Origin of the sequence: Rathayibacter sp. AY1C1, assembly GCF_002932105.1 — a bacterium.
Lineage (GTDB): Bacteria > Actinomycetota > Actinomycetes > Actinomycetales > Microbacteriaceae > Rathayibacter.
In genome coordinates this window covers 25,441-39,252 of record NZ_PSWH01000002.1, presented here as the reverse complement: position 1 = coordinate 39,252, position 13,812 = coordinate 25,441, and the positions used below count along the sequence as shown (strand labels likewise).

Below are 13,812 nucleotides of genomic sequence, written 5' to 3'. Positions count from 1 at the left end.
GTTCACCGCGATTGGCCCGGCGGATCGTCCGGCGAGGCGCTCTCGTTTCCCTAACCTGGCGGAGCGCGCCGACGGCGCGTCCGGTCGCCTCGGTGCCGGTCGATCCTCCGGGAGGCTCCGCCATCGTCCAGCCGCTGCTCGCCGGGATCGTCGCCGCCCTGACCGGCTTCTCGAGCTCGTTCGCGATCGTGCTCGCCGGGGTGGTCGCGGTGGGCGCCACCGACGTGCAGGCCGCGTCGGGCCTCCTCGCCGTCTGCGTGCTGCAGGGGGTCCTCTGCATCGTGCTGAGCATCCGCTACCGCGTGCCGATGACCTTCGCCTGGAGCACGCCGGGAGCCGCCCTGCTGGCCGCGACAGCGACGCTCCCCGGTGGTTTCGACCGCGCGGTCGGGGCGTTCCTGGTCGCCTCCGCTCTGCTGGTGGTCACCGGGCTGTGGCCGGCGCTCGGGAGGCTCGTCGCGCGCATCCCGCGGCCGCTCGCGAACGCCATGCTCGCGGGCATCCTGTTCCCGCTCGTCCTGGCGCCGGTGCGCGCGGCGGTCGAGATCCCCGCGCTCGCGCTGCCGGTGATCCTGCTCTGGCTGCTGCTCCTGCGGCTCCTGCCCCGCTGGGCGGTGCCGGCCGCGATCGCCCTGGCGATCGTGCTGCTGATCGTGACGGACGGCGCGGCACTCGCCGGTGCACCGCTGCTCCCCGTGCCGCAGTTCGTCGCTCCGGTGTTCGAGATCGGAGCGATGGTCGGGATCGGCCTGCCGCTCTACGTGGTCACCATGGCCGGGCAGAACATCCCGGGCATCGCGGTGCTGACGAGCTTCGGCTTCGCGGCCCACTCGCGTCCCGGGATCGTCTCGACCGGTGCTCTCTCCGGGGTCTCGGCGATCTTCGGCGGCGTGCCGATCAACTACGCCGCGCTCAGCGCCGCGCTGACCGCGGGTCCCGAGGCCTCGCCGCGGCCGGAGCAGCGCTGGGTCGCCTCGGTCTCGGCGGGCGCCTCCTACCTCGTGCTGGGCGTGTTCGCCGGAGCGGCCGCCGCGCTGGTGTCCTCCGCGAGCCCGCTGCTGATCGAGGCGGTCGCCGGTCTGGCGCTGCTGGGGGTGTTCGTGTCGGCGGTGCAGGCCGCTGTGGAGGACGCGCGGCTGCGGCTGCCGGCGGCGGCGACGCTCCTGGTTACCGCCTCCGGCACGACCATCGCGGGGATCGGATCGGCGTTCTGGGGCCTGGTCGTGGGACTCGTCCTCCTCGCCTGGCTCGTCCCCCGGCGCCGCTAGAGGAGGCCGCGGCGCGCGAGCAGCGGCTCGGTCCGCGCATCCCGCCCGCGGAACGCGCGGTACGCGTCGAGCGGATCGCGGGAGCCGCCGAGCTCGAGCACCCCGCGGCGGAAGCGCTCGCCCGCCGAGCGGTCGAGGCCGCCGTTCTCCTCGAACCACTCGACCGTGTCCGCGTCGAGGATCTCGCTCCAGACGTAGGAGTAGTAGCCCGCGGAGTAGCCGCCGGAGAAGACGTGCGCGAAGTACGTGCTGCGGTAGCGGGGCGGCACGGCGGGGAGGAGGAGGCCCGCGCCGTCGAGCACCTCGCGCTCGAAGGCGGCCGCGTCGCGCGGCTCGACCGGGGCCGGCAGGGAGTGCCAGGCGAGGTCGAGCAGGGCGGACGCCAGGTACTCGCTCGTCGCGAAGCCCTCGCCCCACAGCGCGGACGCCTCGAGGCGCTCGACGGTCCCCGCGGGCAGGGCCTCGCCGGTCTCGACGTGGCGGGCGTACTCGGCGAGGAGCCCGGGGCGGCGCACCCACGTCTCGTTCACCTGGCTCGGGAACTCGACGAAGTCCCGGAACACCGCGGTACCGGCGAAGCGCGGGTACCGCGTGCTCGCGAACAGGCCGTGCAGGGCGTGCCCGAACTCGTGGAACAGCGTCTCCACCTCGTCGAGGCTGAGAAGGGCGGGCTCGCCCGCGCCCGGAGCCGACAGGTTCAGGTTGTTCACGACGACGGCGGAGTCGCCGAGCAGCGAGGTGCGGCTGGACAGGGAGTTCATCCACGCCCCGCCGCGCTTCGAGTCGCGGGTGAAGGGATCGAGCAGGAACAGGCCCAGCGGCGTCCCGTCCTCCTCGTGCACCTCGAACACGCGGACGTGCTCGCTGTAGCCGGCCAGGTCGCTCCGCTCCGAGAAGCGGACGCCGTAGAGACCGGTGGCGGCGGCGAACACGCCGTGCTGGAGCACCCGCTCCAGCTCGAAGAAGGGACGCAGTGCGCTGGAGTCGACGGAGTAGCTCTCCGACCGCACGCGCTCCTCGTAGTAGGCGCGATCCCACGCCTCGATCGTGAAGCGCGGCGCTCCGGCGGCGTCCTGCTCGGCGTCGGCGGAGGCCTGCATCCGCTCGAGCTCGATCCTCGCGTTCCGGGCGGCGGGAGCGGCGAGCTCGCGCAGCAGCGACAGGACGCGCTCCGGCGAGCCCGCGGTCTGGCCCGAGATCACGAACTCGGCGCGCGAGGCCGCGCCCAGCAGAGCTGCGCGCTCGGCCCGCAGCGCGACGATCCGCTGCAGGGTCGCGGTGGTGTCGTGCGGCCCGCCTTCCGCACCGCGGCCGACAGAGGCGCGCAGGACGCGCTCGCGGACGCCGCGGTCGCGCAGACGCGCGAGCCAGGGGTGGCCGGAGTAGAGGGGCAGGGTGATCAGCCAGCCGTCGACGCCGCGGTCGGCGGCGGCGCGCGCGGCGGCCGAGACGTCGGACTCGTCGAGCCCGTCGAGGCCGGCGACGTCCTCGAGGAGGACCGCCCGGTCGTTCGACTCGGCGAGCAGGTCCTTCTCGAAACGCGTGGTCAGGGTCGAGAGCTGCTCGTTCAGCTCGCCGAGCCGTGCTTTCCCCGCGGCGTCGAGGAGCGCACCGGAGCGCTCGAACCCGGTGATCCTCCGCTCGAGGAGGTAGGCCGTCTCGGCGTCGAGGTCGAGCTCCGACGACTGCTCGGCGAGGGTGCGGAGCCGGGCGAACAGGCGCGGGTCGAGGCTGATCGCATCGCTGTGGGCCGAGAGCAGCGGAGCGAGCTCGGCCTCCAGAGCGTCGGTGAGCGGAGTGCGGTCGGAGGCGGCGACGGTGAAGAAGACGGCGCTCACCCGGCGCAGCTCGCGGCCCGCCCGCTCGAGGGCGACGAGGGTGTTCTCGACGGTCGGCGGCTCGGAGGCGCCGGTGATCGCGTCGATCTCGGCGCGGTGCCGGCGGAGGGCCTCGAGGAACGCCGGGCGGTAGGCCTCGGGGTCGACGGCGGCGAAGTAGGGGAGCCCGTGGGGGAGTCCGCTCGGCTCGAGCAGGACGGCGACGGGATCGGGAGCGCTCATCCTGCGAGCCTAGAGCTCGAGCGGGGAGAGAGGGCTCCGGCTCAGGATCGCAGGACGCGCGCGCTCACCGGACTCGACGACCGCGCCGCGAAGGGGCGTCAGCCCCAGTCGTCGTCCTCGCCCTCCACGCGGCCCTGCGGCTGCGTGATGTAGGCAGCGTCCTCGTCGGGGCGGTAGGTGATCGTCGTGCCGTCGTCGAGTTCGAGGACGGGCCTGCCCTCGAGCCAGGTGAGCGTCCAGCGCCAGTCGGCGGTCGCCGTGCCGGCCGCGGTGATCTCGCCCTCGACGTCGCCGATGGCGGTGACGACGATCTCGGGGAGGGTCTGCGGCGGCACCTGGCCGACCGACCAGCGGGTTCCGAGCTGCATGGGAGGGGTCCTCTCGACGGTGGGGAGGGAGGCGGGACCATTCCCGCCTCCCGGGAGCGGCGCTACGCCTCGGTCTCGAGCTCGATGCCGACCGCGAGGGCGTCGCCCTCGGCGAAGTCGAGCGTCGCGATCCTGCCGACGGCCGCGAGGTCTCCCGCGGCGAGTCGGAGAGACGCGACGAGCTCGGCGGGCGCCGTCACCAGGGCGGAGCGGGCCGGCGTCTTCTGCGAGGCCTTCGCATCGGTCTTCGCGCGCCGGATGGCCGTGAGGACGGAGCTCGCCGCGGCCAGGACGGCGGGGTCGCCGCCCAGGCCCTCGACGGCCGGCCAGGGGCGCAGGTGCACCGAGTCGTCGTGCGACCACGACCAGGTCTCCTCCGTCGCGAACGGCAGGAACGGCGCGAACAGGCGCTGGAGGACGTCGAGCGCCCGGTGCAGGGCGGCCGCGGCGGACGCGCCGTCCTCGCTGTACGCGCGCTCCTTCACCAGCTCCAGGTAGTCGTCGCAGAACGTCCAGAAGAACGCCTCCGTCGTCTCGAGGGCGCGGGCGTGGTCGTAGTTCTCGAGCGCCGTCGTCGCGTCGGCGACCACGGTGGCGAGGGTGGCCAGCATGCTGAGGTCGAGAGGGTCGGTGACCTCGGCGCCCTCGGCGAGAGGGAAGCCGTGGATGAACTTCGCCGCGTTGAGGATCTTGATCGCCAGTCGGCGGCCGATCTTGATCTGCGTCGGGTTCTGCGGGTCGAAGGCCGCGTCGGTGCCCAGGCGCGAGGAGGCGGCCCAGTAGCGGACCGCGTCCGAGCCGTGCTGCTCGAGCATCGCGGCGGGCGTGACCACGTTGCCCTTCGACTTCGACATCTTCTTGCGGTCGGGGTCGACGATGAAGCCGGAGACGGTCGCCGTGCTCCACGGGGCGCGGCCGTCCTCGAGCTGCGAGCGCAGGAGGGTCGAGAAGAGCCAGGTGCGGATGATGTCCTGGCCCTGCGGGCGCAGGTCGTAGGGAGCGACCAGCTGCCAGAGCTCGTCGTCCCGCTCCCAGCCGCCCGCGAGCTGCGGGGTCAGCGAGGAGGTCGCCCAGGTGTCCATCACGTCGAGCTCGCCCTGGAAGCCGCCCGCCGCTCCGCGCTGGTCCTCCGTGTAGCCGGGGGCCGGGTCGCTGGAGGGATCCACCGGCAGCGCCGCCTCGTCCGGCACGATCGGGGAGTCGAAGACGGGGTTGCCGTCGCCGTCGAGCGGGTACCACACCGGGATCGGCACGCCGAAGAAGCGCTGGCGCGAGATCAGCCAGTCGCCGGAGAGGCCGTTCACCCAGTTCTCGTAGCGGACGCGCATGAACTCCGGCACGAAGCGCACGTCGCGGCCGAGCTCCAGCAGGCGCTCCTTGAGCACCGCGTCGCGAGCGCCGTTGCCGATGTACCACTGGCGGGTCGACACGATCTCGAGCGGCTTGTCGCCCTTCTCGAAGAACTTGACCTGGTGCGTGATGGGGCGCGGGTCGCCGACCATCTCGCCGGACTCCTTCAGCAGCGCCACGACGGCCTGCTTCGCGGAGAAGACGGTCTTGCCGGCGAGCTGCTCGTAGGCGGCGCGGCCCGCGTCGCTCGTGATCGCGGCGGGAGCCTCCGAGATCAGGCGGCCGTCGAAGCCGATGATCGCGCGGTTCGGCAGGTCGAGCTCGCGCCACCAGACCACGTCCGTGATGTCGCCGAAGGTGCAGATCATCGCGATGCCCGAGCCCTTGTCCTTCTGCGCGAGGTGGTGCGCGAGCACCGGGACCTCGACGTCGAAGAGCGGCGTGCGGACGGTGGTGCCGAACAGCGCCTGGTAGCGCTCGTCGTCGGGGTGCGCGACGAGGGCGACGCAGGCGGGCAGCAGCTCGGGACGGGTCGTCTCGATGAAGACGTCCTCGCCGCCCTCGCGGTGGAAGCCGAGGCGGTGGTAGGCGCCGGGCTGGTCCTTGTCCTCGAGCTCCGCCTGGGCGACGGCGGTCCGGAAGGTGATGTCCCAGAGCGTCGGGGCCTGCGCCTGGTAGGCCTCGCCTCGGGCGAGGTTGCGGAGGAAGGCGCGCTGCGAGGCGGCCTGCGACTCGTCGCCGATGGTCCGGTAGCTCTGCGACCAGTCGACGGACAGGCCGAGGGCCCGCCAGACGTCCTCGAACTGCTTCTCGTCCTCGACGGTGAGGCGCTCGCACAGCTCGACGAAGTTGCGGCGCGAGATCGGCTTCTGGTCGGCGGCCTTGCTGCTCTTGTTGTCGCCGCCCTCGAACGGAGGCGTGAAGCCGGGCTCGTAGGGGAGCGTCGGGTCGCAGCGCACACCGTAGTAGTTCTGCACGCGGCGCTCGGTGGGCAGGCCGTTGTCGTCCCAGCCCATCGGGTAGAAGACGCTCTTGCCGCGCATCCGCTGGAACCGCGCGACGACGTCGGTGTGCGTGTAGGAGAAGACGTGCCCGATGTGCAGCGACCCGGACGCGGTGGGCGGCGGGGTGTCGATCGAGTAGACGTCGGCGCGGGTGAGGCCGGTGCGGTCGAACCGGTAGGTCCCGTCGGTCTGCCAGCGGAGGCCCCACGTGCCCTCCAGGCCCTCGAGGGCGGGCTTCGCGGGGAGGCGGTCGGCGAGGGTCATGATGCTCCGGTTCGCTATGGGCGGCACCGTGTCGGTGGTGATGGTGCCTGGATGGGGGCTCCGGGGCGAGTCGCCCGCCGGCCGCGCCGATTCTACCGGAGCGGCGGGAGCCGGGTCAGTCGACGACGGGGGTGAAGCCGGCGCGGACGGGCGCGAGCGCCTCGTCGAGATAGGGCACGAGCTCGCCGCGGGTGGGGCCCGCCGCGGCCCACGCCTGCACGGCCGCCACCGCGGCTCCGACGCTCGCGTAGGCGATGGCGCGCGAGAGGTGCGAGGGCAGCGGGCGCGCGCTCCGCTCCTCCACGAAGCGGGCGATGACGGCCGCCTGCCGGGCGAGGCGGCCGAGGGCCGACGCCTGCAGCTCGTGGACGCTGCCGATCATCTCGGACTGGGTGAGCACCCACGGCACCGTCGCGGGTCCGAAGCCGGAGCCGATCGCGAGCAGCGCGTCGCCGAGCGCGTCCATCACCGGCGCCTCTGCCGCCGTCTCGGCCAGCGCTTCCGGGAGCTCGGCCAGCCGGTCGTCGACCAGCACCCAGAAGACGTCGCTCTTGGACTCGAAGTAGTTGAAGAAGGTGTTGCGCGAGACCCCCGCCCGCTGGGCGATCTGCTCGATCGTCGTGCCCGCGTAGCTCTGCTCGACGAAGAGGTCCAGTGCGGCGTCCTCGAGCATGGAGCGCGACGACGCGCGGGGCCGTCCGCGCTGCACTCCTCGCACCATGAACCGCTCCTGCTCCGCTTCCCCCGACGCGCTAGGATAGCGCCGGACGACTTCGACCCGGCCATCACCGGTGAGTCTCCGGAAGAACGGCGCCGGCTCCGGCCTGCGCCCAGTAGACCCGGACGGGTGCGGCCCGTGACAGCCGATCGAGTGGGAACGCGTCAGCGGGCACTCCTCCGGGAGCGACCGGCCGACCGGTCCAAGCGAGGTGGTACCGCGACCCGGCCCGGGGTCTGAGATCCGGGCGGGCCGTCCTCGTGCAGACCAGCAGCACTGCCAGGAGACCGCACGTGACCTACCCCCTGACCCCGCCCACCCCGCACGGAGCCGAGCCCGCCGAGGGCTCCGCGTTCGGCCGGGGCGTGTCCCCGTCGCCGCGCTTCCCCGAGATCGAGGAGCGCGTGCTCGCGTACTGGAAGGCGGACGACACCTTCCAGGAGTCGATCCGGCAGCGCGAGGGAGCGCCGGAGTGGGTCTTCTACGACGGCCCGCCGTTCGCCAACGGCCTGCCGCACTACGGGCACCTCCTCACCGGCTACGCCAAGGACGTCTTCCCCCGCTTCGAGACCATGCGCGGACGGCAGGTGCACCGCCGCTTCGGCTGGGACACCCACGGCCTGCCCGCCGAGCTCGAGGCGGAGCGGCAGCTCGGCATCACCGACAAGTCCCAGATCGAGGAGATGGGCGTCGCGGCCTTCAACGCCGCCGCGAAGGAGTCGGTGCTGCGCTACACCGGGGAGTGGCAGGACTACGTCACCCGCCAGGCGCGCTGGGTCGACTTCGACGACGACTACAAGACGCTCGACCCCACCTTCATGGAGTCGGTGATCTGGGCGTTCAAGCAGCTCTACGACAAGGGCCTCGCCTACGAGGGCCACCGCGTGCTGCCGTACTGCTGGCGCGACCAGACGCCGCTCTCGAACCACGAGCTGCGGATGGACGACGACGTCTACAAGATGCGCCAGGACCAGACGGTCACCGTCACCTTCCCGCTGGTCGGCGAGACGGCGGAGGCGCTCCAGCTGACGGCGGTCCGCGCTCTCGCGTGGACGACGACGCCGTGGACGCTGCCGACGAACCTCGCGCTCGCCGTCGGGTCCGACATCGAGTACGCGGTCGTCCCCGCCGGCCCGAACGGCGCGGCCGACGGCAGGGGCGAGCCCGAGGAGCGCGAGCTCTCGGCCGAGTACCTGCTCGCCATCGACCAGGTCGGCGCCTACGCGAAGGACCTCGGCTATCCGGACGCGGAGTCGGCCCTGGCCGCCGTCTCGCGCACCCACCGGGGCTCCGAGCTCGAGGGGATCAGCTACGATCGCCTCTGGGACCACTACGCGGACACCGAGGCCTGGGGCACGCAGAACGCGTGGCGCATCCTCGTCGCCGACTACGTGACCACCAGCGAGGGCACCGGCATCGTGCACCAGGCGCCCGCCTACGGCGAGGACGACCAGAAGGTCTGCGAGGCGGCGGGCATCCCCGTCATCATCTCGGTCGACGACGGCGGCCGCTTCCTGCCGCAGATCAGCGAGGTCGCCGGCCTCCAGGTCTTCGACGCGAACAAGCCCCTCACGCAGCTCCTGCGCGCGGGCCACCGGCTGCTCCGCCAGGCGAGCTACGAGCACTCGTACCCGCACTGCTGGCGCTGCCGCAATCCGCTGATCTACAAGGCGGTCTCGAGCTGGTTCGTCCGCGTCACCGCGATCCGCGACCGCATGGAGGAGCTCAACCAGGAGATCACCTGGGTCCCCGAGAACGTCAAGGACGGCCAGTTCGGCAAGTGGCTCTCGGGCGCGCGCGACTGGTCCATCAGCCGCAACCGCTACTTCGGCTCGCCGATCCCGGTGTGGAAGAGCGACGACCCGGAGTACCCGCGGATCGACGTCTACGGCTCGCTGGACGAGCTGGAGCGCGACTTCGGCGTGCGCCCGGACGACCTGCACCGGCCGTTCATCGACGAGCTGACCCGCCCGAACCCCGACGACCCGACCGGGCGCTCGACGATGCGCCGGATCAGCGACGTCCTCGACGTCTGGTTCGACTCCGGATCGATGCCCTTCGCCCAGGTGCACTACCCGTTCGAGAACGCGGACTGGTTCGACACCCACAACCCGGCGGACTTCATCGTCGAGTACATCGGGCAGACGCGCGGCTGGTTCTACACGCTGCACGTGCTCTCCACCGCGCTCTTCGACCGCCCGGCGTTCCGCAACGTGGTCAGCCACGGCATCGTGCTGGGCAACGACGGGCAGAAGATGTCCAAGTCGCTGCGCAACTACCCGGACGTGGCCGAGGTCTTCGACCGCGACGGCTCCGACGCCATGCGCTGGTTCCTGATGTCGAGCCCGGTCCTCCGGGGCGGCAACCTCGTCGTGACGGAGGAGGGCATCCGCGAGGGCGTCCGCCAGGTGCTGCTGCCGCTGTGGAGCACCTGGTACTTCTTCTCCCTCTACGCCAACGCCTCGGCGGGCGGCGGCTACGAGGCGACCAGGCGCACAGGCTCCGAGGACGTCCTCGACCGCTACCTGCTGGCCAAGACCCGCGATCTGGTCGAGACCGTGACCGGCCGGCTCGAGGCGCTGGACTCCACGCTCGCGGCCGCCGCGCTCCGCGACTTCAGCGACGTGCTCACGAACTGGTACGTGCGCCGCTCCCGCGACCGCTTCTGGCAGGGCGTCGACGAGGACGGCCGCGGATCGGAGGCGTTCGACACGCTCTACACGGTCCTCGAGACCGTGTGCCGCGTCGCCGCCCCGCTCCTGCCTCTCGTCACGGAGCAGATCTGGCAGGGCCTGACCGGCGGCCGCAGCGTCCACCTCACCGACTGGCCGGAGGCGGACGAGTTCCCCGCCGACCCGGCGCTCGTGCACGCGATGGACGCGGTCCGCGGCATCTCGTCCACCGCGCTCTCCCTCCGCAAGCAGGCCGGGCTCCGCGTCCGCCTGCCGCTCGCGCGCCTGACCGTGGTGGTCGCCGACGCCGCCGAGCTCGCGCCGTTCGAGGCGATCCTCCGCGACGAGCTGAACGTGAAGGAGGTGTCGCTGGTGCCGCTGGTCGACTCCAGCGCCGCCGACTACGGCGTCACCTCCCGTCTCGCGGTCAACGCGCGCGCCGCCGGGCCCCGGCTCGGCAAGGGCGTGCAGACCGTGATCAGGGCCGCCAAGGCCGGCGACTGGAGCGAGACGGACGGCGTCGTCACCGCCGGCGGCGTCGAGCTGGTCGAGGGCGAGTACGAGCTCACGCTCGAGGTCGGCGGCTCGGCCGGCGACGACCGCGCCATCGCCCTGCTCCCGCGCGGGGGCTTCGTGCTCCTCGACACGGCGACGACCCCCGAGCTCGAAGCGGAGGGGCTCGCCCGCGACCTCATCCGCGCGGTGCAGGACGCCCGCAAGGCGGCCGGGTTCGAGGTCAGCGACCGGATCGTCCTGGAGGTCGTGCTCGACGAGCCGAGCCTGCAGGCGCTCGAGCCGCACGCGCTCTGGATCGCGGAGGAGACCCTCGCGACCGGATGCGCGTTCACTCCGCTCACCACGGCTCTCGAGGGCGGCGAGGGCGCGATCGCCTTCGGCCCCGCGGGCACCGCCATCATCCGCGTCGAGAAGGTCGAGGCCGCCGATGTCTGATCCGTTCGAGCCGGACGACGCCGACCGCGCGGCCGCCGACGCCGTCTACGCCGCGCTGCTGGAGCGCCTGGGCGAGGCGAGCGTCCGCCCGCGCCTCGCTCCGACCCGGCGCGCCGTCGAGATCCTCGGCGACCCGCAGCGCGCCTACCCGGTGATCCAGATCGCCGGAACCAACGGCAAGACCTCGACCAGCCGGATGATCGAGAGCCTGCTGCGCGCCCACGGGCTGCGGGTGGGCCTGTTCACCAGTCCGCACCTCGAGCGCTTCAACGAGCGCATCGTCATCGACGGAGAGCCGATCTCGGACCGGAGCCTCGCCGACAACTGGCAGGACGTCGAGCCGTACCTGCGGATGACCGACACCGAGCTGGCCGAGCAGGGCGAGGCGCCGCTGTCCTTCTTCGAGGCGATCACCGTCCTGGCCTACGCGGCCTTCGCCGACGCGCCGGTCGATGTGGCCGTCGTCGAGGTGGGGATGGGCGGCGAGTGGGACTCGACGAACGTCGCCGACGCGCAGGTCGCCGTCTTCACGCCGATCGCCCTCGACCACACCGACCGCCTCGGCTCGACGATCGAGGAGATCGCGCGCACCAAGTCGGGCATCGTCAAGCCGCTCGCCTCGGTGGTCTCCGCGAGGCAGGTCCCGGAGGCGGAGGCGGTGCTGCGGCACGCGGCCGAGGCCACCGAGTCGACGATCGTCGTCGAGGGGGCGGAGTTCGACGTCGAGTCGACGACCGTCGCCGTCGGCGGCCAGGTCGTCACCGTCCGGGGACTCGTCACCACGTACGAGCAGCTGCTGCTGCCGTTCTTCGGCGACCACCAGGCCGAGAACGCCGCCGTGGCCGTCGCCGCGGTCGAGACCTTCCTGGGAGGCGGGACGCAGGAGCTCACCGGCGACGTCCTCGACGAGGGCTTCGCCGCCGCGACCTCCCCGGGGCGCCTGCAGCTCGTCGGACTCGCTCCGCGCACCGTCGTCGACGCGGCGCACAACCCGCACGGTGCCGCGTCCCTCGCCGCCGCTCTCGGCCGCTACTTCGACTTCGACCGCGTGACGGCCGTCCTCGGCGTGCTGGCCGAGAAGGACGCCGAGGGGATCCTCCGGGAGCTCCGCCCCGTGGTGGACGAGCTGATCGTGACCACGGCGCCGAGCGATCGGGCGATGCCCGCCGAGGAGCTCGCCGCGCTCGCCCGCACCGTGTTCCCGGAGGAGGCGGTCCGCGTCGCCGACGACCCGCTGGGTGCTCTCACGGCCGGTCGCGTCCTCGCGGCGCGCACCGACAAGGGCGCCCTGCTGGTCACGGGCTCGATCACCCTCGTCGGCCGCACGATCACCGCGGCCCGCGACGAGAACTGGCTGGGCGCGTGAGGGCCGGGCGCCCGCGGCGCTCGCGGACCGTCCGGGAGAGCCTCGGCTCGATCGTGCTCGGCTTCGAGGCGGTCATCGTCTTCCTCGCCACCCTGGTGGCCTTCGGGCTGAAGGCGGCCGATCCCGTGATCGTGCTGGTCGGGGGAGCGGTGGTCTGCCTCGCGCTCGTCGCCACTCTGGGCCTGCTGAACCGGCCGGTCGGCTTCCGCATCGGCTGGGTGCTGCAGTTCGTTATCGTGGCCTCGGGCCTGCTGGTCCCGATCATGTACGTGATCGGCGCCGCCTTCGTGGCGCTGTGGACGTACTGCATGGTGACCGGCACCCGCCTCGACGCTCAGACGCGCCGGGCGGCGGAGCCCACCGACCCCACCGAAGGAGACCGCTAAACCATGGCCACTCAGGAGACCCTCGTCCTCGTCAAGCCCGACGGCGTCGCCCGCAACCTCACCGGCGAGATCCTCCGCCGCATCGAGGCGAAGGGCTACTCCCTCGTCGACGTGAAGCTCGTCGAGGCCGACCGCGAGCTGCTCGCCGCCCACTACGCCGAGCACGAGGGCAAGCCCTTCTACGAGCCGCTCGTCGAATTCATGGAGAGCGGCCCGATCGTCGCCCTGCGCATCGCGGGCGACCGCGTGATCGAGGGCTTCCGCGCCCTCGCCGGCAGCACCGACCCGACCACGGCCGCTCCCGGCACCATCCGCGGCGACCTCGGCCGCGACTGGGGCCTCAAGGTCCAGCAGAACCTCGTGCACGGGTCCGACTCCGAGGAGTCGGCCGCGCGCGAGCTCGGCCTCTGGTTCGCCTGAGCCGCTCGGCCGCCTGCCTCTGACGACGTCCGTCAGAGGTAGGCGAGCACGTTCAGCCTCACCTGCGCGATCACCGCGATCAGCAGGTAGCAGAGCAGCGTGATGAACGGGACCCAGCCGTAGGCGGCACCGGCGAAGCGGCGCACCCCGGCGGGGACGGGGAACACGCCCTCACGGAGGTTGCGGAGCGTCACCAGCCAGAAGCCCGGGATGACGACGGCCCAGGTGAGCATGCACCAGGGGCAGAGCGTCCCGAGCGCGAAGACGCTCGTCGCGATGAGCCAGCCCACGAACACCAGGGCGAGCAGGAAGCCGACGTTGAAGGCCGCCCAGAACCACCGGTCGAACCGGGCGCCTGCGAGCAGGCCCAGCCCCACCACGATCGGCGCGATCCAGGCCGCCAGGCCGATGAGAGGGTTCGGGAAGCCGAAGACCGCGCCCTGCGCCGAGTTCAGGTTCGCACTGCACTGCACCAGCAGGCTGAAGTCGCAGCCGAGGCCCGCATCGGGGTTCTCGAGGGCGGCGAACTTGTCGTTCGTGAGGGCGAAGGCGGCGGTCCAGCCGATCACGCCGAGGACGATCAGCAGGACGGCGAAGACGACGGGGCGCTGCTGGGTGGGGGCGTCGCGCACCCCGGGATCGCTGGACACCGGGGGATTATGGCACGCGCCGGATCGGCGCCTCTGGGAATGCGTGCGATAATCGGAGCCGTCGGTCCGGGGGACCCCGCATCGACGCGAAGAAGGTTTACCGGGCGAGTACCGGGCCACAGGAGATCGACAGCGTTCCGCGAATGGACGCGCCGGGTCTCCGCTCCGCCGGGAGTCGACCGCAGGTCGCACCGCGGAGGAGCGCGTGTCGGATAGTCAGTTCCGAGAGTGCAGCTGCAACCGGAGTCCCGCGCCACGAGCGCGACGGGACCGGGGGAGCGGAAGGATTCGCGGCGGGCCGAGGCCCCTCGCACGAGAGAAGCATCCGGGAAGAC

At 72.4% G+C, this 13,812-nt stretch carries 10 protein-coding genes; 5 read left to right on the top strand and 5 right to left on the bottom strand.

Annotated features, from left to right (window positions below; translation table 11 throughout):
* Nucleotides 1–92: 92 nt before the first annotated feature.
* Entirely contained in the window at nucleotides 93–1,268 is a 1,176-nt protein-coding gene (locus C5C71_RS01360) for a benzoate/H(+) symporter BenE family transporter (protein WP_104226726.1), read from the top strand.
* On the opposite strand, the gene C5C71_RS01355 is transcribed toward C5C71_RS01360, so the two are convergent.
* The 4 genes from C5C71_RS01355 to C5C71_RS01340 form a co-directional block, all read right to left on the bottom strand.
* Nucleotides 1,265–3,328 (bottom strand): M3 family metallopeptidase, encoded by a 2,064-nt coding sequence (locus C5C71_RS01355; RefSeq protein WP_104336987.1) that lies wholly within the window; start codon nucleotides 3,326–3,328, stop codon nucleotides 1,265–1,267. The genes C5C71_RS01360 and C5C71_RS01355 overlap by 4 nt on opposite strands.
* Before the next feature lie 98 nt (nucleotides 3,329–3,426).
* Entirely contained in the window at nucleotides 3,427–3,696 is a 270-nt protein-coding gene (locus tag C5C71_RS01350; protein WP_104336986.1) for a hypothetical protein, read from the bottom strand.
* A 62-nt stretch (nucleotides 3,697–3,758) separates the two neighbouring features.
* A complete protein-coding gene (gene valS, locus C5C71_RS01345) occupies nucleotides 3,759–6,314 on the bottom strand; it encodes a valine--tRNA ligase (protein WP_104336985.1) in 2,556 nt (851 codons plus the stop codon).
* Nucleotides 6,315–6,429: 115 nt separating this feature from the next.
* Nucleotides 6,430–7,035, bottom strand: a complete 606-nt coding sequence (locus C5C71_RS01340) for a TetR/AcrR family transcriptional regulator (RefSeq protein ID WP_104223688.1) — start codon at nucleotides 7,033–7,035, stop codon at nucleotides 6,430–6,432.
* Nucleotides 7,036–7,337: 302 nt separating this feature from the next.
* Here C5C71_RS01340 and ileS point away from each other — a divergent pair, with 302 nt between their 5' ends.
* From ileS to ndk, 4 genes are read left to right on the top strand one after another with little or no spacing between them, the layout of a single operon-like run.
* Nucleotides 7,338–10,655 (top strand): isoleucine--tRNA ligase, encoded by a 3,318-nt coding sequence (ileS, locus tag C5C71_RS01335; RefSeq protein ID WP_104337061.1) that lies wholly within the window; start codon nucleotides 7,338–7,340, stop codon nucleotides 10,653–10,655.
* On the top strand, nucleotides 10,648–12,021 hold the full coding sequence (locus C5C71_RS01330; RefSeq protein WP_104336984.1) for a folylpolyglutamate synthase/dihydrofolate synthase family protein: 1,374 nt from the start codon (nucleotides 10,648–10,650) through the stop codon (nucleotides 12,019–12,021). Before ileS ends, C5C71_RS01330 begins: the two co-directional genes overlap by 8 nt.
* Nucleotides 12,018–12,407 (top strand): DUF4233 domain-containing protein, encoded by a 390-nt coding sequence (locus C5C71_RS01325; RefSeq protein WP_258060376.1) that lies wholly within the window; start codon nucleotides 12,018–12,020, stop codon nucleotides 12,405–12,407. Before C5C71_RS01330 ends, C5C71_RS01325 begins: the two co-directional genes overlap by 4 nt.
* Before the next feature lie 3 nt (nucleotides 12,408–12,410).
* Nucleotides 12,411–12,827, top strand: coding sequence for a nucleoside-diphosphate kinase (gene ndk / locus C5C71_RS01320; RefSeq protein ID WP_104336983.1), 417 nt, complete (start codon nucleotides 12,411–12,413; stop codon nucleotides 12,825–12,827).
* 32 nt (nucleotides 12,828–12,859) lie between these two features.
* On the opposite strand, the gene C5C71_RS01315 is transcribed toward ndk, so the two are convergent.
* On the bottom strand, nucleotides 12,860–13,477 hold the full coding sequence (locus C5C71_RS01315; RefSeq protein ID WP_258062881.1) for a vitamin K epoxide reductase family protein: 618 nt from the start codon (nucleotides 13,475–13,477) through the stop codon (nucleotides 12,860–12,862).
* Nucleotides 13,478–13,812 lie beyond the last annotated feature (335 nt).